This is a genomic window from Bacillus carboniphilus (assembly GCF_039522365.1).
In the GTDB taxonomy this organism is placed as follows: Bacteria; Bacillota; Bacilli; order Bacillales; family JC228; genus Bacillus_BF; species Bacillus_BF carboniphilus.
Window position 1 is genome coordinate 112116 of the sequence record NZ_BAAADJ010000004.1, and the last position, 22734, is coordinate 134849.

Below are 22734 nucleotides of genomic sequence, written 5' to 3' on the forward strand. Positions count from 1 at the left end.
CTTATTTTTTTCCGTCATCCCACCTAAAGAAACGAGAAGCTAATAAAGTGGAAACTACACAAATCCCAAGTAAGATTCCAACATTAAACCCATTTTCCCAAATCGTTGAGTTGTTCCATGTCTCTCTTAATAAATCAATGACATAGTAGAGTGGTAGAACTTTACTTACATATTGGAGAACAGTCGGCATCATCTCTAATGGGAAGGTAGCCCCTGATAAAAACAACATTAGGTTTAAAAATAACGAACTAATCGCTGCAGCAGATTGTGTGTTTTTCGCTAGTGACGTAATAAAAAGTGCGAATGGAAAAAATGCTGCGATACTAATTACTAGTGACAGTAGGACACTACCAGGATATCTTGGTAACTCTAGATCAAACACAATCATCCCAAACCCAACAAGCAAAATAGCTGAAATGGCAAAGATGACGGTTCCCTGTACCGTGTGGGCACATAAGATTTTCCACGGTTGAAGTGGTGTTGCTTTGTAACGTCTAAGGATATCATTTTCTCTGTAATTCGCTAACACAGTTCCGAGCGTAAAAAATGAAGTGGTGACAATGTTAACCCCAATCCATGACGGGACATACATTTGACTAAAGCTGTATGGACCCACCGATTGGTCTCCGAACATAGCCCCAAAAATCCAAATCATCAAAACTGGAAAGAGAAACGTCCAAAACACAGAGACCTTATCCCGAAAGAACATTTTTGTTTCTAGTGTTGTCAACCTATATAGTGCGGTCATGCGGATTCTCCTTCCTTCAAGTAGTGAACAAATAGATCGTCTAAGTTCCCTTTGGCAAAACTAAAGTCATGTATCGTGTAGTTCTTCTCTTCGCACAACTGGAAGAGTGCCAGTGAAGTAGATTGTAAAGTTTCTGAATACAGCTTATAGTGCTCTTCTTCTTGTTCAACTCGAAGAACACCCGGTAACTGTGACAGTTGAAGTTCATTTACTTCTGAACAACTGAACTGAAGATAGCTGACTGCAAGTTGATCCAACAGCTGCTGAGGGCGGTTCAATGCTTTCACTTGCCCGCTATAAATCATGGCAACGCGGTCACATAGCTTTTCAGCTTCTTCCATATAGTGTGTCGTCACAACGATTGTACAGCCTTTATCTCGGAGTGAACGAATGATTCCCCACATTTCTCTTCTTGCGTGAGGGTCGAGGCCCATACTTGGTTCATCTAAAAACACAATATCTGGATGATGAAGCGTAGCCAGTGCTAACGTAACTCTTTGCTTCCATCCCCCCGACAAGTCTTCAAAACGTTCATTCATTTTGGTTTCCAAGCCTAACATCTCTATGATTTCATTTTTACCTTCTGTGTTTTCGTAAAAGGCTGAGAACAAGTCAATGGCTTCTTTTACCTTCATTTTTCTCTGAATAGAGGTTGCTTGGAATTGAACACCGATTCTCTCATTCAGATTTTTTCGTTCTTTCTCCGGATCAAACCCTAAGACGGAAACATTCCCGTCATCTCGTTTGCGAAGACCTTCCAATATTTCTATTGTCGTGGTTTTACCGGCTCCATTTGGACCGATAATCCCGAAAATTTCTCCCTTTTTTACTGTAAAAGAAATATCCTGTACAGCCTTCACATCTCCATAGGATTTTCGTAAATTCTCAACCACTATGACATCCCCCATAAAACTCCCCTCGTTTCTTTCCCATTTTTTCAAACTACCCCTATTATTGCATAAGACGGAGATGAGTTACTATATTTTTCCACAAAATCTCTGTATAGAAAATACCCCTTTAGCTAACTAAAGAGGCTCTCATCATTACTTACTATTCACACCATATAAAATACAGCCGACTCCACAAGCAATCCAAATTAGTTTGGAGATGGATACCTTATCGGCAATCCCCACCAAGCCTATGGTAACGCTGATAATCATTATAATGGGTCCGATTAACGCTAATGAACCATTGATTAAAAGAGCCTTTTCAATATCATTAAATTTTAGGATCAGTAAGGCTGCAAAAATTTCAATACTCCCAGAAATCACTCGTAAGAATGCCATTGCGATGATTGCTTTCTCTAGAAAAATAAACATGATGACCTCCTGCGAAAATGAATGCTTATCCATTATATGCAGGAGGTTGTCTAAAAAGGATTATTTATTTAGTTTTCCGAATGAATGATACCTGTTTTCAGAATCGGGCACCTCTTTTCAGTGCTCAGACAGCAATTTTCAGAACTCAGGCTCCTCTTTTCAGAACTCAGAACTCAAAAATTAAAAACGAGCCAGACAAAACCTGGCTCGCACTCTACAATTCTATTCATACAAATGACAAGCAACCATACGCCCTGGCTCAACCTCTTGCCACTTTGGTTCTACCTTCGCACAAATGTCCATCGCTTTTGGACAACGAGTGCGGAAGCGACAACCTGTTGGTAAGTCAGTTGGGCTTGGAACGTCACCCTTCAAAATGATTCGTTCACGGGTTCTTTCAAGCTTAGGATCCGGTAATGGGATGGCTGAAAGAAGTGCTTCTGTATATGGATGAAGCGGTTTTTCATATAATGCTTCACTTTCTGCTAGCTCCACCATTTTTCCAAGGTACATAACAGCAATACGGTCACTGATATGTTTTACCATGGATAGATCGTGGGCAATAAACAGATAAGTAAGGCCTTTTTCTTCTTGAAGCTGTTTCAAAAGATTTACGATTTGTGCTTGAATCGAAACATCCAACGCGGCAATTGGTTCGTCCGCTACAATGAATTGTGGGTCCACTGCCAACGCACGGGCAATTCCGACACGCTGTCTTTGTCCACCACTAAATTCATGTGGATAACGATGAGCGTGTTTCTGATTTAGACCCACTAGCTCAAGAAGTTCAACGACACGCGCATCACGCTCTTGCTTTGACATGTTTGGTCGGTGGATCAATAGACCCTCTGAAATGATTTCTTGAACCGTCATCCTCGGATTTAAGGAGGAATACGGATCTTGGAAGATCATTTGCATGCGTTGTTTAAATCTCTTCTGGTCTTCTTTAGACTGAATGTCCTTTACATTGTCTTCCCCGAAAATAACTTCTCCATCTGTTGGAGTGTATAACTGAGTCAAGGTTCTGCCAACAGTCGATTTTCCACAACCGGATTCGCCTACTAGTCCTAGTGTTTCCCCTTTGTTGATTGTGAAGCTGATTCCATCAACAGCACGAAGAACTTTATTTTTACCGATATTAAAGTGTTTCTTTAGATCTTTAACTTCCATTAACACTTCATCTGTTTTTGTAATCATCGTACCCCTCCTACCGCTACAGGTCGTTGCTCTTTCGGTGTTCTTTCATCTTGTAGCCAGCACGAAACCGTGTGATTGGACTCCACTGTTGTCTCAACGGGATCAAAGTGGTGACAAACCTTCATTGTATACGGGCATCTTGCAGCAAATGCACATCCCGTTCCTAATGTAGCCAAATCTGGTGGCGTTCCCGGGATTGGTACGAGTGGATCAGTCCGTTTTGCATGAAGCTTGGGCATAGATTGAAGCAACCCTAATGTATATGGATGCTGTGGACTGTAGAAAATCTCATCTAATGTACCTTGTTCGACAATTTTACCCGCATACATAACGGCCACACGGTCTGCCATGTTTGCAACAACGCCAAGGTCATGGGTGATTAAAACAATTGCTGTTCCTGTTTTTTCTTGAAGATCCTTCATTAAGTCTAAAATTTGAGCCTGAATGGTTACGTCCAATGCTGTTGTTGGTTCGTCCGCGATGAGCACTTTCGGATTACAAGCTAGCGCCATCGCAATGACTACACGCTGTCTCATTCCACCCGAAAACTGGTGCGGATACGCATCTAGTCGATCTTCCGGGTTAGGAATTCCAACCAATTCCAACATCTCCAAAGCTCTTTGACGCGCTTCACTTTTCGTTAACTTTTGATGTTTCTTTAACCCTTCCATGATTTGTTTCCCAATCTTCATGGTTGGATTTAAAGAAGTCATTGGATCTTGGAAAACCATGGAGATATTAGAACCACGGATTCCTTGTATTTCTCTATCAGACATCGTTAACACGTTTTTACCTTCATAAGAGATACTACCTTCTGGAATAACGGTATTGTGTTTTGGTAAAAGACGCATAATCGATTTTGCCGTAACTGATTTACCTGAACCAGATTCACCTACGATTGCCAGTGTTTCTCCTTTTTTTAGAGAAAAATCGACCCCTCTTACTGCCGTAACTTCTCCGGTTTGGGTCTTAAATGATACGTGTAGGTTTTCAACATTTAGTATAGTCTCTGTCATATTTGGACCCTCCCCTACTTTCTCATTTTTGGATCTAATGCATCTCGAAGCCCGTCACCTAACAAGTTGAAGCAGATCATGACTGCACTAATGACAAATGCCGGGAATAATAATTTGTACGTAAAGAAACGCATCGCTTTATATCCGTCATCTATTAGAACCCCGAGTGACGCCATCGGAGCTTGTAGCCCAAGACCGATAAAGCTTAAGAATGCTTCAAAGAAAATGGCAGTTGGAATCGTAAACATAACCGTAACGATGATCGGACCCATTACATTCGGTAAAAGATGTTTCCAGATTAAACGAGAGTTGGATGCTCCTAACGTTCTGGATGCTAAAACAAATTCCTGACCTTTTAGCTGAAGGACTTGTCCACGCACGATACGGGCCATTCCTACCCAGCCTGTTATAATCATCGCTAAAATGATTGAGCTTATACCAGGTTCAAGAATTAAGATAAATAAGATAATCACAATGAGGTTTGGTATTCCGACTAACACCTCAATAATCCGTTGCATAACATTATCGACTTTCCCGCCAAAGAAGGAGGAGATTCCTCCGTACACAACCCCAATAATCAAATCCAGTAGGGCTGCAACAACCGCAATAAATAAAGAGATTTGAGTACCTTTCCATACCCTTGTCCATAAATCTCTTCCAAATTCGTCTGTTCCAAACCAATAGTTTGTTTCAATTTCACGTGATGCGTATTGATCGACACCATTGATATCTTTACCATCAAAGCCAAGCCAGCCAAGGCCATCTATCTTTGGTGGAAGATTGGTGTGGGCTATATTTTGCGAACGATAAGTGTGATCATTTAATGAAGGTCCGAAAATAGCCAATCCAGAAAGAAGGATTAACAGAATAAGAGAAATCATGGCCCCTCTGTTTTTGGCTAGGCGTAAAAAGGATTCCTTCCAAAAGGACATAGGTGGACCGGCAATCTCTTCTTGTTTACTAGCATCAAGAGGAGCAGCAACAAATAGGTCATCAGTAATTTCAGTTGGAACATACTCTTGTTTATTTTTGTCCTGAATAACAACAGGTTGATTTTTATTTAATTCTATTTTCATGCTGCTTCACCTCGCTTAAAGCTGATACGAGGGTCTAGGAATCCGTATAAAATGTCAACGATAAAGACTACAAAAATGAACAGAGCACTATAGAATAGAGTAATCCCCATAATGACACTGTAATCGAGAACTAAAATGGACAGTGTAAATTGTTCGCCTAGACCCGGAACGGAGAAGATTTTTTCAATGACAAGTGTTCCTGTCATGATTCCCACCGCAAGTGGTCCTAACATCGTTACAACCGGAATAAGAGCGTTGCGGATAACGTGTTTCGTAATAACGCCAGCTTCACTTACTCCTTTTGCACGAGCCGTCACAACATAATCGTGTCCCAGCACCTCTAACATTTCACTTCTAATAAAACGGGCAACTGTTGCGATAACGGTCACAGAAAGTGCAATCGAAGGTAGAATGGTATATTCATAGCCTTCCCAAAGCGCGACAGGAAACCAGCCTAACTTTAGTCCAACATAGTACTGAAGTAATGCGGCAAATACAAAAGAAGGTATCGACATCCCAAGTACCGCAGCAGTAACAGAACCGTAGTCAAAAATGGTGTTGTGTTTAAGGGCTGATAGTATCCCTAAAGCTAAACCAACGATGGTCCCAAAAATAAGAGCCTGAAGACCAATTAAAGCGGATGGACCAATTCGGTCAATGATCATGCTTTCTACTGTGCGCCCTTCATATTGGAAAGAGTAGCCTAATTCCCCTTGAACTAAGTTACCCAAATATCTAACATATTGGATTGCAACTGGCTGATCTAAGCCATACTTTGCATTCAAAACAGCTTCTTGCTGAGCGGTTAACTTTTCAGGATTTGTAAACGGGGTTCCCGGAAGTAGTTGCATGAGGAAGAACGTAATCGAGACGATAATAAATAAGGTAATTAACATGTACCCAAATCGTTGTAAAATGTATCCTTTCATTTATGAACACCCCTATTCTATGAAAAGTTTGATTATTTAAAATGAGTTTGATACGCCAACGTTCGACATTTTTCGCCATTGGATAACCGCAAAAAACGAGGGCATCAGTGGATCCACCCTCGTTTTCCTGCAGAATTACCCATGTTGTGGAATTATTCTTCTATATAGGTGTACTTGAACGTATAGTCAGCACCACTTGGGTGTTCATATAGGTCTTTAATCTTAGCTCTTTGAAGAACAGCTTCCCCACTTTGATATAGAGGTACAATCGCAGCATCTTCACCTAGTAAGACTTTCTCAATTTCAAGTAAGACTTCAAAACGCTTAGCCATATCCGTTTCAGTTCTAGCCTGACTTACTAAGTCATCAAGTTTAGGATTGTGGTAATCCATACGGTTTGCAGAACCACCTTTTACCCACATATCTAGGTATGTCATAGGGTCACTGTAGTCTGGTCCCCAAGTAGAAAGTGAAATATCATACGTAATTGCTTTTTCAATTTCTAGACGTTGTGCAAATGGAACAGCCTTAATATCTAATTTGAAACCAGGTAGATTTTCTTCAAGCTGAGCCTGTAAGTATTCTGCCATCTTCTTACTGCTCTCGGAATCGGCGATGTTAATAGAAACAGTTAGACTGTCCACGCCTGCTTCAGATAAACCTTTTTCCCATAGCTCCTGAGCCTCTTCTACAGTACCAGTGTTAAAGTCACCGTTAAGTTCACGGTAGTCTTTATTGTCTGGAGAGAAGTAGAAATCTCCTGGCACCACTCCATGAAGTGGGGTTGAACCATTTTTCAAGATAACATCTGTTAAACCTGATTTATCAATAGCCAAGTTGATGGCTTTACGAACATTTACATTGCTTAATACAGGATGATTATGGTTAAATCGTAAGAATCCAATTCCTGCTAACTTTCTACTAACAAAATCTTCGTTATCTTTATATTGATCTACGTATTCAGCAGATAGACTCACGCGATCGATAGTTCCTTCTTCATAAAGGTTAGCACCTGTTGATGATTCCTTTACTACATTAACGTGAATTGCATCAAGTTTTACAGCATCTGCATCCCAATAATCTTCATTCTTTTCATATTTCCAACCTTGCTCTTGAGTCCATTCTACTAATTTAAATGGTCCGTTAGCTAGAATGTTTTCAGCTTCAAGTGCATATTGGTCACCTAACTCTTCCACAAATGCTTGGTTTTGAGGTAGGAATGTTGGGAATGTTAATAGCGTTTGGAATAATGGGTTTGGAGCTTCTAATGTTACGACTAGAGTATCATCGCTTGTAGCTTCAACACCTAGCTCGTCAGCATCTGCTTCACCGTTCATAATTGCTTCAGCATTTTTAATGCTTCCTGTTACAAACATAAAGCCGTATGGTCCATCTTCTGCCATTACTCGTTTCCAAGCGTACTCAAAGTCATGAGCTGTAACAGCATCACCATTGCTCCACTTAGATTCACGAAGTGTGAACGTATGTACAGTACCATCATCACTTACTTGGTGGTCAGTAACAAGGGCAGCTTCTGGTTGATTGTTTTTCCCTTGACGGTATAGGCCTTCGTTTACGTTATTTAAAACCGTGAACGCAATACCATCATGTGCTTTAGTAGAATCTAACGTTGGGATGTTAGCAGTTGCACTCATCTTCAGGATTTGTTCTCCACCCTCTTTGTCACTAGAAGAACTAAAGTTACAGCCTGATAGAATCATAGAGAACACTAAAGCTAAAACTAGTAATGAAAATTTCCCCTTTAATTTCATCCAATTTCCCCCTTAAAATAAAATGAATTTTTTTACTATTGTAAATGGTTTATTACATTAAAGCAAGTTAATCTTGACTTATTCGACATTTGTCACGAAAATGATACACTACTTGTAACAACTAACAAGGAGAAAAAGTGCATGCAAAATAGAATACTAATTCCTGTCGGAGCTCTTATTTTGACGATTGTCTTCACATGGCTTTTTTATCAAGAGTGGAGTTTTTTTAGGTGGATGGATAGTTTATTTTTAACTGGATTATCCCTATTGGTTGTGGGATTTATGATGATTTTAATAGAGGGACAATTTTTTTCTGCTTTTATCAGAAGTACGAAGCATTTTTTTGCAAGCATTAGTAAAAAAGAGCAGGTGATTCGAGAAGTGGAAGAAAAAAAAGAAAGTGCTCCCGGTTACCGAAAACACTTCCCTTCTTCCAAGATTTACTTGTCTACAGGTGTTACATTTTGCGTGATTAGCTTACTCATTTCCGTTATTTATGTTTATTTCGGACGGTGATTTAGGAAGTTTTTATAGGCGAAACCTTTTACCTGATCCTCTGAGTAATACTTTAGTAATTCGTTAATTAAGTTTGGATATTGGGATGAGTCTTCCAAGTCTTTTATGTAAGTCATAATTCCATCAAAGTCGGATCCGAAACCAATCTGATTGACTCCCCCAAGTGAACAGAAGTGATCAATGTGTTTAATAAGGTCGGAAATGGTTACATCTTTTCCACCTTCTTTTACAAACGGTGGGCAATAGAGAACGTGAATTAATCCATTTTTCGCAAACATCGCTTTGGCTTGCTCATCGGTTAAGTTTCGAACGTGGTCACATAAAGTTCTTGAGTTTGAATGGCTTGCAATTGGATAATCTGCTGCATCCATTACATCCCAGAATGCATTTTCGCAAAGGTGAGAAACATCTGTTAATACTTTGTGCTGATTGTTCATGCGAACCAATTCAAATCCGAAAGATGTGAGGCCGGCTCCACGAGGCTCTCCCGCTCCATCAGCCGCAAAATTGGCATTATTCCAAGTTAAACCTACAGACATAACGCCTAATTGATATAAAATACTTAATTTTTGAAGGTCGTTTCCAATTGCATCCACGCCTTCTAACGTTAAGAAAGCACCGATTTCATCTTCTTGTAGGTTATCAAAATCAGCCCACGTTTTAATGTGCTTCATTTCTGGGTTATTCGCTAATACATCATTATAAAAATAATAAATTTGATCAAGAGCAGCTTGGAATTTTTGGTCTGACTTTATGGAAGGTTCTATAAAAATAGCAAATGCTTGAACCTTTACTCCACCTTTTTGCAGACGGCTTTTATTTGTATCAAGTTCAGGCGAGTTACTAAATTTGATTTCTCCTTTTGAGTCATTCAGCTTCATAAGTGCGTCACAATGTAGATCAATTACATGCATTTTCGTCACCTCGTTAAGATAATGGTATTACTACCACTTTATTACTTTTAGAATTTTGGAACAACTGTTTATTTCGATTCTCTAAAATTTTTTTTGATAATGGCCAGGTTATTTGAGGCGGGAACAGTGATTGGGGAATGGATATTTTGGTGTGGTATCGGAATTTTGAGGCGGCAAGTGGAACTCTTGGAGGGCTATCGGAAATTTTATGGCAGCTATCGGAAAAATTGGGGGGGCTATCAGAAATTTCGGGCCGGCTATCGGAAACTCTGAGCCTTCTATCGGAAAAATTGAGTGGTCTATCAGAAATTTCTTGCCTTCTATCAGAAAACTTTAGCCAGCTATCGGATACTTCCCACAGCAATGCGGCTATTCAGAACTTATCCTTCCATATTCAGAAGTTACAGCCCATTATTCAGAACTTACTCATCTTTGACTGAAATAAGTGTATAGATCAATATAAAAAAAAGCCAGCCTCAAAGGAAACACCCTCAAGCTGGCTGTTTATTTATTCAAATAATACACTTACAGGTTTCTCGTTGTGAATGCGGTCAATCGCATCGGATAATAATGGTGCTACTGATAGAATTGTAATCTTATCAATTAGTTTTTCTTCTGGTAACTGAATCGTGTTCGAAACGACTAGCTCTTTAATTGGCGAACCTTCAATACGGCTGATTGCAGGCCCAGACAATACTGGGTGCGTACAGCACGCATAAACGGCTTTAGCGCCTTTTTCAATAAGTGCATTAGCCGCCAAAGTAATAGTACCGGCTGTGTCAATCAAGTCATCAATGATGATCGCATTTTTGCCTTCAATGTTACCGACGATGTTCATCACTTCAGCCACGTTTGGCTCAGGTCTACGCTTATCAATGAAAGCAATCGGAACATTCAAGTTACTAGCCATTTTTCTAGCTCTTACCACACCACCGTTGTCTGGAGCGACAACTACTACATCTTCTAGTCCTTTGTTCATGAAGTACTCAGAAAGAATGGGCACACCTAGAAGTTGGTCAACTGGGATGTCAAAGAAACCTTGAATTTGTGGTGCATGAAGGTCCATCGTAATGACTCTTGTAGCGCCAGCTGTTTCTAAAAGGTTGGCAACGAGCTTAGCTGTAATGGGTTCTCTTGAACGCGCTTTGCGGTCTTGACGAGCATAGCCATAGTAAGGGACAACCACATTAATGGTACTAGCGGATGCACGCTTCAGAGCATCAATCATGATCAAAAGCTCCATGATGTGTTCATTAGCTGGTTGAGACGTTGATTGTACAAGGTATACGTCACATCCACGGACACTTTCTTCTATATTAATTTGAATTTCACCATCACTAAAACGAGTGACAGAGCTTTTTCCTATCTCACAACCTAATAAGCTTGCTATCTCTTCTGCTAGTTGTCTATTAGAATTTAGAGTAAACATCTTAAATGAATTCTTTAATTCGAAAGCCACTAGTTCGTCCTCCCAGGTGAGTATTTTCAACGGATTGATGAGGACCCATCTTGTTGATAGGAACAGTCATGTCCACCGTATGATTTATATATAGATACTACTAATTTTCTTCCATTGGTATTATACCTTTCTTTAAAAGGGGTTTCCACCGTTTATAGGTAGAAACATTTGTTAGTTTGGTGACGTTTTCATTTTTTGGGGAGTTTTGTTTGACTGGTGCTTTTCGAAGTTGTACTAAGTACGACCCAAATTTCCTAAGATAGCGGAATCTAGGGCCATATAGTTCTACCAGAAATTTAACCCGGACAGAGATTCCGTTATTTAAGCAAATATGACTGATTTCAATGGTTAACCGGACAGAGGTTCCGCTATCTCCCCCAAATGAGCCAAAATAACCCTTAAAATTGAGGAATAGAGGAACGTGTGTCCGTTTAACACCCCAAAAACCGGCTTTTCATTAAAATAGCGGAACCTGAGTCCGCTTGAACTTCGATATCAGGAATCAATAACAAAAAACGAGGTAGACTATGTCGTCTACCTCACCTTGCTTCCTATTAACAAAACTCAATAAATCTCCTAAAAATCCGCTTCGAAATTTCGTCTCCTTTATAAGCAAGACCTTCTGGATGCCATTGAACACCTAGTACAAACTTGTGCTCCACGCTCTCAATCGCTTCAATGATTCCATCTGAAGCCGTACCTGAAATTTTAAATGGCAGTGGCACATTCCGTACTGCTTGGTGATGATAAGTATTTACTTTAAACTTTGTTGTGTCAGCAATTTGAGCTAGTAAACTATCTGGTTCCACATGTACAAAATGAGCTAGGTGATTACGAGTAGCTTTTTGTCCGTGCTGAAGGAGCTCATTGTCCGTTTGTGCATAAATATCTTGGTACATATCTCCACCAACAGCAATGTTCATGATTTGAATACCGCGGCAAATCGCAACAATTGGCTTATCTGCTTCAAGTGCCTTCTTAATTAAGGCTAATTCAAAGCTATCTCTCCCAGGAGAAATCTCTCCTAAATTGCGGTGTGGTTCCTCCCCAAATAATGTTGGGTCAATGTCCCCTCCACCTGTAACGACGAAACCATCCAATTTATCTACAAGCTGATCGACATCTTCATCAATCCCAACAGGCAAAATTACAGGAAGCCCACCAGCATCAATTACAGCTTGAATATAATCATGATTTAACGTGTGCTTATAATCTAATTCCACATGAGATGTAATCCCAATCATCGGTTTCATGTATGTTTCCCCTCTCTGTATATCTATCTATAACTAGTGTACGCGTTCGACGCGTCTCTGTCACCACCTGAAATTTTAACCCCTTTACAGCCAACGCTCCAACGAAGGTATCTAGCAACAAAGTTTCCTATCACCAGTCTACATATTTTGGAAAGTAATGGTAGATACTAGGGGGAGTAAATTAAATCGGGGTGTCTTACATTGATACTATTACGCGTTTCTCTTTTAGTTTTCGTTATTATAGGTTTATGGGCATGTGGTCTCCACAATGATGATCTGTCTAGAAATCCAAACGGTGATAACAATTTATACCCTTCCGTTCATGAAGATCCTCCCTTTCAAGGACAAGTACCAACACCATTAAATGACCCTACAGGACATGTAGAAGTTGAGCGTCAGCTTTTACCAAATGAAGAGGGTAAGATATATCATTCAAGAGAAAGGTAGACACAAAGAACAGGCATGAAAATATCCAGTAGTGCCAGTCACAACCTGAAATAAAATTGTCGAATTATTTTGATTTTTATTCAGTACTAGAATATCCTATTAATAGACAAAAACAGACACAATCCCTTGGGATTAGATAAACAGACTAATTTCTATTGTGACAGGAGGAGATGGCTATACATAAGTGTCCAGAATCACTTATAGAAAGGATTTCGAAAGACAATAAAGCAATCCAAGCGTTTCGGGATCATTCTTTTCGCGTTATGTACTTATCTTCCATGTTGGCGAAGAAAGTGGGAGTATATGACGAAGATTTGCGCACGGCAGCCCTCCTTCACGATATTGGAAAGATGGGAATTGCTAATGAAATTTTACTCAAACCTGATCGGCTTTCAGATATAGAGAGAACGATTGTACAGAGTCATAGCCATATTGGAAATTTGATTGTTCGGAAGGAATTAAATAATAAACGCGCAGCTCTTTTTATTCGAGATCATCATGAAAATTGGGACGGATCCGGCTATCCTCGTGGACTAAAGGGTGAAAAAATCTCTATTCAAGGGCGAATCATTCGAGTTTGTGACTCCTATGACACCATCACATATGAAAAGAGAAGCTATCAGGAAGAATTTATGTCTCCTGAGGATGCTGTTTCTGAATTACGACGGGGTGCATGGAAACAATATGATGGTGATTTAGTTGAAAGCTTTATTTCCATCCTAGAAGAATTAGCCCTTCCGGCGTTATGGTATGACGAGTTTGATTCAAAGCAAATTACTCAGATTTTTTTATAGGTCACGCAAATAAATAACCTATTATCCTCTTACGGGGATAATAGGTTATTTCTATAATGCTTCTTCCATTTGGGTCACAACAGGATTCATATAATCTAAAATAGCTTCAAAATTATTGGAGTGAAAATCAATTCCCGTTCCTTTTTTTTCTACTATTTCTATACCTGTTGTAACAATAATCAAATTAGGAAGCTTCTTTTTTAGCCATCTACAGGTTTCAAGTAGTAAGGCTACATTATTTTTATCTTGGATTGAAATGACTAGTTTATCTACTTCATTTGATTGAATAAAAGCTAATTTCTCTTCTTTCGGTACGCCATATCCAATGTTGAATACCTTCCATTTATTGAGCTTCAATGAATCCGCAATGATTTTCAAAGAAAGCGAATATGGTTCAGCCCCAATAGTTGTGGTCATGACGAGCCCAGAATAAAGGTCTGTTTCTCGATGATAAAACTCTAAAAATCTATCTAACACTTCCCATAAAGTAGTTGTTGCTAAATGCTTTTCTACTAATGGAATCTTGTTGTTCTTCCATAGAAGCTCAATTTCTTGGAGGAGTTCAGATGCTTTTTTATAAAAGTACTCTATATTCTTTCCATCTACGGCTTTCTCGAAGAAAGAAATGACTTTCTTCTTTTCACCTTGACGAAGTTGATGGATCGCTTGTTCATTTGCTGACGGGTCCTGTCGATTCCAAGAAAGTAAATTGGATACAGTTACGGAATAATTCGTCGGTAACTGAGTAATTTCTTTGTTCCCTAAAATTTGAACTAGTGGAATGGTTGGATGAAAATCTTTTACATTCACAATCTGAGCAATTTTATTATTGGAAAGCTTCACGATAGCCTTTTCGGGATAAATGGCGAGCAGATGAATAAACTGCGTTAAGCAATCTGAATCAAACTGATTGGCATCATTCAGCAATAATTGTATCGCTTTAGCTGCTGAAAATGGTAGTCGGTAGGGTCTTTCTAATGTAACAGCAGAATAGACATCCACGATCATCAAGATTCTAACTTCTAGAGAAATAAGATTTTGGTCCACACCTCCAGGATATCCTGTACCATCAATGCGTTCATGGTGATCCTTGGCCATATTCATGATTTTTTTAGGAAACTTATATTTTTCCAATATCCGGTATCCCAATATTGTGTGATTTTTTATCTTTTCAAACTCAGAATTATTTAACTTAGATGGTTTTAATAAGATCTCTTGAGGTATCTCAATTTTTCCGATGTCATGTAATAGTAACCCAGCCGCTAATGTTTCAATTTGTTGGACTTTATATTTCTTTAACAGCAGAGCCCCTAGGATAAAAACGTCGAAGGAATGATAGAATGAATATTTGTCCCAACTTTTTAAAGTTTGCAGTAAGGAGTACACATTTTCATTAAGGGCTACATGTATAAATAGTTCTTCTACAAATGCAAAATCATTAGCATCAGACAATAATTTACCATATCTCTTCTCTGAACCTACAACCGTTAGAGCCTGGTAAAAGTCTCTTTTTAAGAGCTTTCTTCTCTCTAATAGATCAGCTTCGTGTAAAGTAAATGTTTGTTGTGGTAGTTCTGTCTCAGATTCCATGTTATTTAGAATTTTTATAGATTCAATTCCTCTTTTTTTTAGCTCATTTACTACTTTCGCTGTAAGAACATTCCCCTTGCGTACTAAAAGAGTTTTCCCTTGGTATACGTCTTCTATTAAAACTGAACCAATGACAGATGAATTTATAGGAACTACTTGCATATGACACCCTCCTCTAAGCTAAAGCCTAGTCTTAAATAGTATTTTGATAGAGTCACAAATTCATTTATGTTTATCTCACCGATTTCCTAAGCTCATTTTCTACCTTCTGTGCATTTTTACATATCCCTGAGTACTCCTATTTTTCTATTATTTTTAACAATAGGAATCCTTTCCTATGAGAAGTACTCTAGTAAAATTTAAGAGAATAAAAAATGCCATCCTCCTAGGAGAATGGCACGTTTATCATGTTAATTCATTTAATTACATAGCTATTCTTACTTGTTTCTTTTACTTCATAAAGGCTTTCGTCTGCAGTTTTGAGTAAGGAATATTCACTCGCACCTTCTAAGGGAGCAATTGCAATCCCAATACTAGCACTCACTTCTAAGACATAGTCATTGATCTCCCACTTATCCTGCATAGCTTGTAATATTTGCTGAGCATATGCCTCTACCTGTCTAGTGGATTTTACATTTGGAAGTAGGACAACAAACTCATCTCCACCTAAACGTGCGACTACATCATTTTCACCTATATTTTGTTGAACTCTCCTTCCAAATTCCTTAATGACTTCATCCCCAATGTCGTGTCCTAGCTCATCGTTCACCCATTTAAAATTGTCTAGATCCATCATCATAACCGCTAATCCCACTTGATTTTTTTGGTGCTCCTCAAGTGCCTCGGTCAAAACCTTTTTAAAGTAACGTCGATTAGGCAAGTCTGTTAAAGAATCGTGAAAGGCAAAATGGGTCAGCTTTGATTCATATTCTTTTTGCAGTGTAATATCTCGTGACACAACCACCATATGAACAAATCTATTCCGATCGTCAAATACCGGGGTTCCATGTAGTTCAAACCAAATCCAACCTTTTGTCCTGTGTTTTTGCTGGAATTGAAGTTTACAAGGCACACCCTCCGTTATGGAATGGATGAAAGAATCTTCAAGCTCCTGTACTTGGTCAGGGTGAACATTATATGAAAATAAATTCCCTTCATAATCCTTATCTCCAAAGCCTAAGACTGTCTGGTAGGATGGTGAGGCATACGTTATTTCACCTCTTGCATCCAATAAAGTAATAAGATCATGGGCATGCTCTGCGATAATTTTGAAACGGTCTTCACTCTCTTTATATTTTCTGTTCAAATTTATATTTTCAGAGACATCTCTTAAAATTCCAAAAACACCGGTTACCTCATCGTTAATAATAATTGGAGTAAACTTAACGGATAGTTCAATAGAATGGCCAACATTGTTTAGGATGGTTGTTCTATAAGTAACAGGAGTTCCGTCCATAGCAATTTGAAAAAAACGCTTGGATTCTCTAAAATTATCCAAATCCACTAATGTATAAAAAGATGTACAGATAAGCTCAGTTAATGAATATCCTGTCACGCTTTCAACCATTGGATTCCCATTCAATACATTGGCGTCCATGTCCAGTGTAATCATAGCATCTAGGCTATATTCGAATAAGGACCGATATCTCTGTCTTCCTTCACTTATTAAATTCCAGTACTCTTTTAATTCAAACTCTGCTCGTTTTTTCCCTGTAATGTCATGGACAACAGCCACAACTTGATAACAACGACCTTTTTCATCTTTAAGAGGAGTTAGCTTCGTTTCAGAATAATACTTTTCACCTTCAGGGGAATGATAGGAATCCTCATAGGTCACAACTTCTAACGTTGTTAACGCTTTAAAATAGTGGCTGTATAGGAAGTCTGCCTTCTCCTTTGGGTAAATATCATAAATGGATTTTCCCAAACAATTCCTGGTAAGCCCCGTTTTTTCCATCGATATACGATTAATATATTTATAAAACATTTCATGCCTTTCATTTACTCCCACTACAAAGACCATATCTTGTAATCCATCCATAAGAATATGATCCAAGTTGACCATTTCAGCATGTAACACTCCTACTCCCCCTTTTACCACATATTGGCTTTTCATCTCCTAGTATTGTCTACTATTCTTCAAATTAATAGTATCCCTCAGCCCTCCTATTTAATGAACATTTATACTAATAGGAATGTGTTCCTATTAAAGGGGATTCGGGTTTCTGCATAGGCTATAAAAGCCGACATTTTCATTTCCTAACAATGAAAAAAAGCCCCCCATTGAAATGGAGAGCTCCTAAGTGGTCCTCTTTATACTAGCGCATTCGTTAACACAGGCACGATTTGCTTCTTACGTGAAACAACGCCTTTTAGAACTGCTTTGTTATCATCTAACTTTACACCAAATGCAGATTCTACTGCCGATGCTTTGTTACCTAGAGCAATTCCTACAGAATCGTTGTTCAAGATATCTGTTACAACGAATAGGAATAGATCTAAGTTTTTCTCGGCAATCACTGCATTTAGTTCACTTTCAACATCCGCTTGGCGAGATAGTACGTCGTTTACATCAACTGCATTGACTTGAGCGATTTCGACTTTTGCACTTCCCATTTGGAATTCCTTCGCATCAAGAGTGATCAATTCCTTAATGGATTTATCACTTAAATCTGCACCCGCTTTTAACATGTCTAATCCATATTTTTCAGCATCAACTTCAGCTATTTCTGCTAGCTCCTTCGCTGCTGCTACGTCTTCATCTGTGCATGTTGGAGATTTAAATAACAAGGAATCTGAGATGATAGCAGAAAGCATGAGACCTGCAATCTCTTTGCGAATCTCTACGCCTTTTTCCTTGTAAAGTTTCAGTAAAATTGTAGCCGTACAACCAACTGGCTCAGCACGATAATAGAGAGGGTCGCTTGTTTCAAAGTTTGCAATACGGTGATGGTCAATGACTTCAAGTACACGAACTTGATCGATATCACTTACACTTTGCTGACGCTCGTTATGGTCGACAAGAATAACCTCGCTCACTTCATTTGCAACGGTCTCAACAAGTCGTGGAACCTCAACACCAAATGAATCTAAAGCGAACTGAGTTTCTCCATTAGGAGCTCCAAGGCGAACAGGCTCTGCGTCCATTCCTAATTGTTTTTTTAGTTCTGCATAGGCAATTGCTGAACAGATTGTATCTGTGTCTGGATTTTTATGTCCAAATACTAGAACTTTACTCATTAAAAAACGTCTCCTTCCTATGTACACTTCTATTTTATAGATGTAAAAGTTATCACTTTATAATCCGGATGTTTTTTGACACATAAATAACACCTATGTCGATTATTCACAACACCCGTATAAAATTATACTCGGGACTTCTTGAAAGTTCCAGAGATTCCTCATGATTTACTGAATCCCGATTCTCTCTAGCTCCTCGAGAGGGCTATCATTCAGAAATCGATTGGGATACGGTAATTTAATGTCTACTGTTGTCCCTTCATTCACTTTACTTGAAAAATGAATGCTTCCTTTATGTGCCTCTATAATACGAAAGCTAACCATAAGTCCGAGTCCAGTTCCTTTTTCCTTCAACGTATAGAATGGTTCTCCAAGCTTTGGAATAATTTCTTCAGGAATACCACTTCCAGTATCCGTGATTCGAATCAGCAGTTGGGAATCATCAGACTGTAACACCTCAATGGAAATAGCCCCACCATCCCCCATAGCCTCGAAAGCATTTTTTATGAGGTTTATAAAGACTTGTTTTATTTGGTTCCCATCACATAAAATAATGGTTTCGTGTGTTAAATAAGAAACATCAATACTTACATTATTTAGGATTGCTTGAGGATTTGAAAATAATAGAACCTGCCTGATTAAGTCCTTTATGTCATGTTCTTGATAGCGTACCGCTTGAGGCTTTGCTACTACCATGAATTCATTCGTAATCATTTCAATTCGGTCTAACTCTGACAACATGAGATCGACAAATGCCTTCTTTTCAGGTTCTACGTTTGCACCCATAAGCTGAACAAACCCTTTTAATGTTGTTAATGGATTTCTAATTTCATGAGCTACGCCTGCTGCAAGCTCCCCTACAACCGCTAGCTTTTCTGATTTTTGTAACAAATCTTCTGTAGTTTTTAGCTTGCTAATATCGAAGGAAGAACCGACAACCTCTGTGACTTTTCCATCTACAATAATAGGAGAAAGTGTAACAAAACAAATAGCACCTAATGCTGAAAGCTCATAAGAAACCTCTTCTCCACCCCAGGCGATTTCGTAATAGGTTGAGATATAGCCTGCTGTTTCTGCATCAAATATTTCAAATAGATCTTTGCCTACCACCATGTCAGGTGTTAGATTCATATTGGCCAACAGTTTTCCATCACAAAGAGTATGGATAAATCGGTTGTTTTCTTTTTTAAATTTGATGATAATACCTGTTTGTTTACTAACGGCCTCTTTTAATTCTTGCTCGGCTTTTCTCGCCCTATTTTCACTTTCCCTTTGTTTCGTGATGTCACGAATGATTGCAGAAATTTGAGTGATTTCCCCTTTTTCATTGCATACCGGTGATATCGTTGTACTAATTAAAAACTTCTCTCCATTAAGTCTTTGTCGAATCGCTTCATGCCCTATGAAGCTTTGACCTAGAGCTACCTTTTCAAACAATTGTTTAATATCCATTTTTATCTCAGGATCTGGCATCAGATTGATAAACAGCTTCCCAAGAACATCTTTTGATTTCCAGCCAAAAATTTTCTCGAAGCTCGGGTTGACGCTCAGGATTGTTCCTTTCGTGTCTAAGATAATAATCGCATCCGGTGTATACTGGAAAAATGACTCCAACTGACCCTTAGCTTTCTTTAAGTCCTTCTCCACCTTATTTTTCATAGTATAAGTTAATCGTAGCTTTGAAAAATAGAAGGCATTTAAGAACAAGATATATCCGATGACTTTATAGAAATGGGCCCATATAATCTCAATATCATTCACATGCGTATAGAGAGTTAATAAAAGTTCGCTTAACAGCAAAAAGCTACACGCTAGCATTAACAATATATGAAAAGACTCTTGGGCCTCTCTATACTTTCGATAGGCTATGAAAATGGCAAGTAGCTGGGTTAGTCCGACAAAGTATTCTATACCAATCTTTAGTGGAGTCGGACCACTATTAGATTGAATGATTGCAGGAAAATACGGATGAAAAAGAAAGATGCTACTAGAAATAACGCAAACATATATAAATGCACTAAAGAAAATCCATCCTTGGTTTGTATGCTGACTCTCTTTCTCTTTATGGAGAAGTACCCACAGCAATCCGAGAGACTCTGTCAATCTAGCGGTTATCCAAAACCAAACCGTCATTTGTCCAGAATGATCGACGGCTAAATGATATGTTTTTTCATACGTGATGACGTGCATGAGGTCTAATAGTGCAACAGCTAGAAAAATGGAAGCTACCATGAGGTACATTTTACTGTGAGTTTCCCTGAAAACGAACCAGCCGTACGTAAAAATAGCAAATGAGACGCATATACTAAATATCTCCAAGATATTATGAACGATGATGGCATTTTCAGCATTATAAAAGTTCAAAAATTGTTGATGAAAGGCAACCTGTAGAAATGAAACAATCAAAAGAGCTGAGACTATGGTTACAAAAAGAGATTTCATTCTTTTAGTGGTTTCTGGCATAAATAACCTCGCGATATGTAGATATAGACAATTCACTTTAATTTTCGACAAGAACTAGGGAAATCCTTTATGATTTTTAGAATCTGGAAATTATGCCACAGTGGAAATATGTTTATTAGGAAAAAGGCAGGGGTATAATCCCCTACCTTTTTGAATCTCTATGCTTTAACTAGCCCCTCTACCTTTTTCATTACGGAGGCTGTAAGGCTTTGTAATCGTTCTTCGCTGTCTGCAAGAGATGTACCTTTTACAGCAAAGTAAAATTTACATTTTGGTTCTGTTCCAGATGGACGAACACAGAACCATGAACCGTCTTCCAAGTAGTATTTTAATACATTGGAAGACGGGAGCTGGATAGCAGTCTTCTCACCATTTAATAGGTCTGTCCGCTCCGTTGATTTATAATCTTCAACAGCAAGCACCTGGATACCATTGACCGATGTAGGAGGATCTTGACGGAAGCTCTCGAGAATTCCCTGTATTTGCTCCGCCCCATCTTTTCCTTTTAGTGTTAGGGATTTTAGTCCTTCACGGTAGAAGCCAAATTTTTCATAGATCTCAAGAAGTCCATCATACAATGTCTTACCTTGAGATTTATAATAAGCTGCCACTTCTGTCACGAAAAGAGCTGCTTGAACAGCGTCTTTGTCACGGACGAAGTCACCTATTAAATATCCATAGCTTTCCTCATAACCAAATTGGAAGCTATGCTCACCAGTAGACTCATATTCCTTTATCTTTTCACCGATAAATTTAAATCCAGTTAATACATCAATCGTCGTTTGGTCGTATGATTCCGCAATCGCACGGCCAAGTTCAGAAGTAACAATCGTTTTTAGGACTGCACCATTACTAGGTAATGTTCCGTTTTTTCTCTTTTGAGATAGAAGATAATGAAGCATGAGTGCACCTGTTTGGTTCCCTGTCAGAACGACATATTCCCCAGCTTCGTTCTTTACAGCTACTCCTAGACGGTCAGCATCTGGATCCGTTCCAAGCAAGATGTCCGCATCTATTTCTTTCCCGTATTGAATAGCTATTGCAAATGCAGCATGCTCCTCCGGGTTTGGTGATTCAACCGTTGAGAAATTAGGATCTGGTTGCTCTTGTTCTTTGACAACCGTTACGTTTTCAAACCCAAACGCTTTTAACCCATCGCGAACAGGGTGGTTAGCCGTACCATGAAGCGGTGTAAATACAATTTTCAGATCTTTACTAACTTGACTGACGACATCACGGTTTAGCTGAATCGTCTTCAATTTTTCAAGGTAGGCTTGGTCCAATTCTTCCCCAATATATTGAAGGGTACCAGCATCTAGTAGTTCCTTCTCTTCAGATACTTCTACCGTTAGTTCATTTTCAACCTGATTCACATAGCGAATAATCGTTTCAGCCGCTTCTGGTGGAATCTGTCCACCATCTTCTCCGTAAACCTTGAAGCCGTTGTATTCAGGTGGATTATGACTGGCCGTAATGACCACGCCTGCATATGCTTGTAGATAACGTACTGCAAATGATAGCTCAGGGGTTGGTCGCAAGCTTTCAAATACATAGGACTTAATTCCATATTTACCCACCGTCTTTGCCACTTCTAAAGCAAACTCTGGAGATTGGTAACGGGAATCGTAAGCTACAGCAACACCACGTTGTTTCGCCTCTTCCCCTTGCTCAGTGATGTATTTCGAGAGTCCTTCAGCGGCACGTCTAATTGTGTAAATGTTCATCCGATTTGTACCAGGGCCAAGCTCCCCACGCATGCCACCTGTACCAAACTCTAAATGTTTATAAAAACTGTCCACTTTTTCCTTCTCGTTCATAGCAGACAATTTGGTTTTCAATTCTGAATCTAACTCTTCAAATTGCACCCATCTTTTATACTCATTTTCCCATGACATTCTGCACAACTCCCTGCTATTTTTTCTTCCTATATCATACTATAAAATTCATCCTACCGTCTTTTTATAATGATAAAATGTGCGAAATTACTAAAGGCTGGATGCG

At 38.9% G+C, this 22734-nt stretch carries 19 protein-coding genes; 3 read left to right on the forward strand and 16 right to left on the reverse strand.

Annotated elements, in window-relative coordinates:
• Position 1 precedes the first annotated feature (1 nt).
• From ABDZ91_RS01810 to ABDZ91_RS01845, 8 genes are all read right to left on the reverse strand, one after another.
• Positions 2-748: an ABC transporter permease gene (locus ABDZ91_RS01810; RefSeq protein ID WP_343795790.1), complete on the reverse strand. Its 747-nt coding sequence runs from the start codon at positions 746-748 to the stop codon at positions 2-4.
• Entirely contained in the window at positions 745-1656 is a 912-nt protein-coding gene (locus ABDZ91_RS01815; protein ID WP_343795791.1) for an ABC transporter ATP-binding protein, read from the reverse strand. The genes ABDZ91_RS01810 and ABDZ91_RS01815 overlap by 4 nt, the downstream gene beginning before the upstream one ends.
• 135 nt (positions 1657-1791) lie before the next feature.
• Positions 1792-2067 (reverse strand): YqhV family protein, encoded by a 276-nt coding sequence (locus tag ABDZ91_RS01820; RefSeq protein WP_343795792.1) that lies wholly within the window; start codon positions 2065-2067, stop codon positions 1792-1794.
• Positions 2068-2289: 222 nt separating this feature from the next.
• The gene (locus tag ABDZ91_RS01825) at positions 2290-3264 is read right to left on the reverse strand and encodes an ABC transporter ATP-binding protein (protein ID WP_343795794.1); all 975 of its coding nucleotides are present in this window, start codon (positions 3262-3264) and stop codon (positions 2290-2292) included.
• Positions 3261-4280 (reverse strand): ABC transporter ATP-binding protein, encoded by a 1020-nt coding sequence (locus ABDZ91_RS01830; RefSeq protein WP_343795796.1) that lies wholly within the window; start codon positions 4278-4280, stop codon positions 3261-3263. Before ABDZ91_RS01830 ends, ABDZ91_RS01825 begins: the two co-directional genes overlap by 4 nt.
• Before the next feature lie 14 nt (positions 4281-4294).
• Positions 4295-5350, reverse strand: coding sequence for an oligopeptide ABC transporter permease (opp3C, locus tag ABDZ91_RS01835; RefSeq protein WP_425541777.1), 1056 nt, complete (start codon positions 5348-5350; stop codon positions 4295-4297).
• 2 nt (positions 5351-5352) lie between these two features.
• Positions 5353-6285, reverse strand: a complete 933-nt coding sequence (locus ABDZ91_RS01840) for an ABC transporter permease (protein WP_343795800.1) — start codon at positions 6283-6285, stop codon at positions 5353-5355.
• A gap of 152 nt (positions 6286-6437) precedes the next feature.
• Positions 6438-8057: a peptide ABC transporter substrate-binding protein gene (locus tag ABDZ91_RS01845; protein WP_343795802.1), complete on the reverse strand. Its 1620-nt coding sequence runs from the start codon at positions 8055-8057 to the stop codon at positions 6438-6440.
• Between the two features lie 141 nt (positions 8058-8198).
• Here ABDZ91_RS01845 and ABDZ91_RS01850 point away from each other — a divergent pair, with 141 nt between their 5' ends.
• A complete protein-coding gene (locus ABDZ91_RS01850) occupies positions 8199-8573 on the forward strand; it encodes a DUF3899 domain-containing protein (RefSeq protein ID WP_343795804.1) in 375 nt (124 codons plus the stop codon).
• On the opposite strand, the gene ABDZ91_RS01855 is transcribed toward ABDZ91_RS01850, so the two are convergent.
• From ABDZ91_RS01855 to ABDZ91_RS01865, 3 genes are all read right to left on the reverse strand, one after another.
• Positions 8558-9487 carry a dipeptidase gene (locus ABDZ91_RS01855; RefSeq protein WP_343795806.1) on the reverse strand — a complete coding sequence of 310 codons (930 nt, stop codon included), beginning with the start codon at positions 9485-9487 and terminating at the stop codon, positions 8558-8560. The two genes, ABDZ91_RS01850 and ABDZ91_RS01855, sit on opposite strands and share 16 nt — an antisense overlap.
• 508 nt (positions 9488-9995) lie before the next feature.
• Positions 9996-10946: a ribose-phosphate diphosphokinase gene (locus ABDZ91_RS01860; RefSeq protein WP_343795808.1), complete on the reverse strand. Its 951-nt coding sequence runs from the start codon at positions 10944-10946 to the stop codon at positions 9996-9998.
• Positions 10947-11500: 554 nt separating this feature from the next.
• On the reverse strand, positions 11501-12199 hold the full coding sequence (locus ABDZ91_RS01865; RefSeq protein WP_343795810.1) for a gamma-glutamyl-gamma-aminobutyrate hydrolase family protein: 699 nt from the start codon (positions 12197-12199) through the stop codon (positions 11501-11503).
• 201 nt (positions 12200-12400) lie between these two features.
• Between ABDZ91_RS01865 and ABDZ91_RS01870 the strand changes: the two genes are divergently transcribed.
• Both ABDZ91_RS01870 and ABDZ91_RS01875 read left to right on the forward strand, forming a co-directional pair.
• Positions 12401-12646 carry a hypothetical protein gene (locus ABDZ91_RS01870; protein ID WP_343795812.1) on the forward strand — a complete coding sequence of 82 codons (246 nt, stop codon included), beginning with the start codon at positions 12401-12403 and terminating at the stop codon, positions 12644-12646.
• 170 nt (positions 12647-12816) lie between these two features.
• Complete coding sequence (locus ABDZ91_RS01875) at positions 12817-13440, forward strand: HD-GYP domain-containing protein (RefSeq protein ID WP_343795813.1); 624 nt, start codon at positions 12817-12819, stop codon at positions 13438-13440.
• A gap of 51 nt (positions 13441-13491) precedes the next feature.
• Here ABDZ91_RS01875 and ABDZ91_RS01880 read toward each other — a convergent pair whose 3' ends face one another.
• From ABDZ91_RS01880 to ABDZ91_RS01900, 5 genes are all read right to left on the reverse strand, one after another.
• On the reverse strand, positions 13492-15192 hold the full coding sequence (locus tag ABDZ91_RS01880; protein WP_343795814.1) for an HD domain-containing phosphohydrolase: 1701 nt from the start codon (positions 15190-15192) through the stop codon (positions 13492-13494).
• 253 nt (positions 15193-15445) lie between these two features.
• Positions 15446-17110, reverse strand: a complete 1665-nt coding sequence (locus tag ABDZ91_RS01885; RefSeq protein ID WP_343795815.1) for a diguanylate cyclase domain-containing protein — start codon at positions 17108-17110, stop codon at positions 15446-15448.
• Between the two features lie 233 nt (positions 17111-17343).
• Positions 17344-18270 (reverse strand): manganese-dependent inorganic pyrophosphatase, encoded by a 927-nt coding sequence (locus tag ABDZ91_RS01890; RefSeq protein ID WP_343795816.1) that lies wholly within the window; start codon positions 18268-18270, stop codon positions 17344-17346.
• Positions 18271-18438: 168 nt separating this feature from the next.
• Positions 18439-20733: an MASE3 domain-containing protein gene (locus ABDZ91_RS01895; protein ID WP_343795819.1), complete on the reverse strand. Its 2295-nt coding sequence runs from the start codon at positions 20731-20733 to the stop codon at positions 18439-18441.
• A 158-nt stretch (positions 20734-20891) separates the two neighbouring features.
• Positions 20892-22628, reverse strand: a complete 1737-nt coding sequence (locus ABDZ91_RS01900) for a phospho-sugar mutase (protein ID WP_343795822.1) — start codon at positions 22626-22628, stop codon at positions 20892-20894.
• Positions 22629-22734: the final 106 nt, after the last annotated feature.

Coding starts and splice junctions, on each gene's coding strand:
- ABDZ91_RS01850 (WP_343795804.1), top strand. CDS start 8,199: ATGCAAAATAGAATACTAATTCCTGTCGGAGCTCTTATTTTGACGATT.
- ABDZ91_RS01890 (WP_343795816.1), bottom strand. CDS start 18,270: ATGAGTAAAGTTCTAGTATTTGGACATAAAAATCCAGACACAGATACA.
- ABDZ91_RS01895 (WP_343795819.1), bottom strand. CDS start 20,733: ATGCCAGAAACCACTAAAAGAATGAAATCTCTTTTTGTAACCATAGTC.
- ABDZ91_RS01825 (WP_343795794.1), bottom strand. CDS start 3,264: ATGATTACAAAAACAGATGAAGTGTTAATGGAAGTTAAAGATCTAAAG.
- ABDZ91_RS01845 (WP_343795802.1), bottom strand. CDS start 8,057: ATGAAATTAAAGGGGAAATTTTCATTACTAGTTTTAGCTTTAGTGTTC.
- ABDZ91_RS01875 (WP_343795813.1), top strand. CDS start 12,817: ATGGCTATACATAAGTGTCCAGAATCACTTATAGAAAGGATTTCGAAA.
- ABDZ91_RS01815 (WP_343795791.1), bottom strand. CDS start 1,656: ATGGGGGATGTCATAGTGGTTGAGAATTTACGAAAATCCTATGGAGAT.
- ABDZ91_RS01855 (WP_343795806.1), bottom strand. CDS start 9,487: ATGCATGTAATTGATCTACATTGTGACGCACTTATGAAGCTGAATGAC.
- ABDZ91_RS01880 (WP_343795814.1), bottom strand. CDS start 15,192: ATGCAAGTAGTTCCTATAAATTCATCTGTCATTGGTTCAGTTTTAATA.
- ABDZ91_RS01830 (WP_343795796.1), bottom strand. CDS start 4,280: ATGACAGAGACTATACTAAATGTTGAAAACCTACACGTATCATTTAAG.
- ABDZ91_RS01820 (WP_343795792.1), bottom strand. CDS start 2,067: ATGTTTATTTTTCTAGAGAAAGCAATCATCGCAATGGCATTCTTACGA.
- ABDZ91_RS01840 (WP_343795800.1), bottom strand. CDS start 6,285: ATGAAAGGATACATTTTACAACGATTTGGGTACATGTTAATTACCTTA.
- ABDZ91_RS01810 (WP_343795790.1), bottom strand. CDS start 748: ATGACCGCACTATATAGGTTGACAACACTAGAAACAAAAATGTTCTTT.
- ABDZ91_RS01900 (WP_343795822.1), bottom strand. CDS start 22,628: ATGTCATGGGAAAATGAGTATAAAAGATGGGTGCAATTTGAAGAGTTA.
- ABDZ91_RS01865 (WP_343795810.1), bottom strand. CDS start 12,199: ATGAAACCGATGATTGGGATTACATCTCATGTGGAATTAGATTATAAG.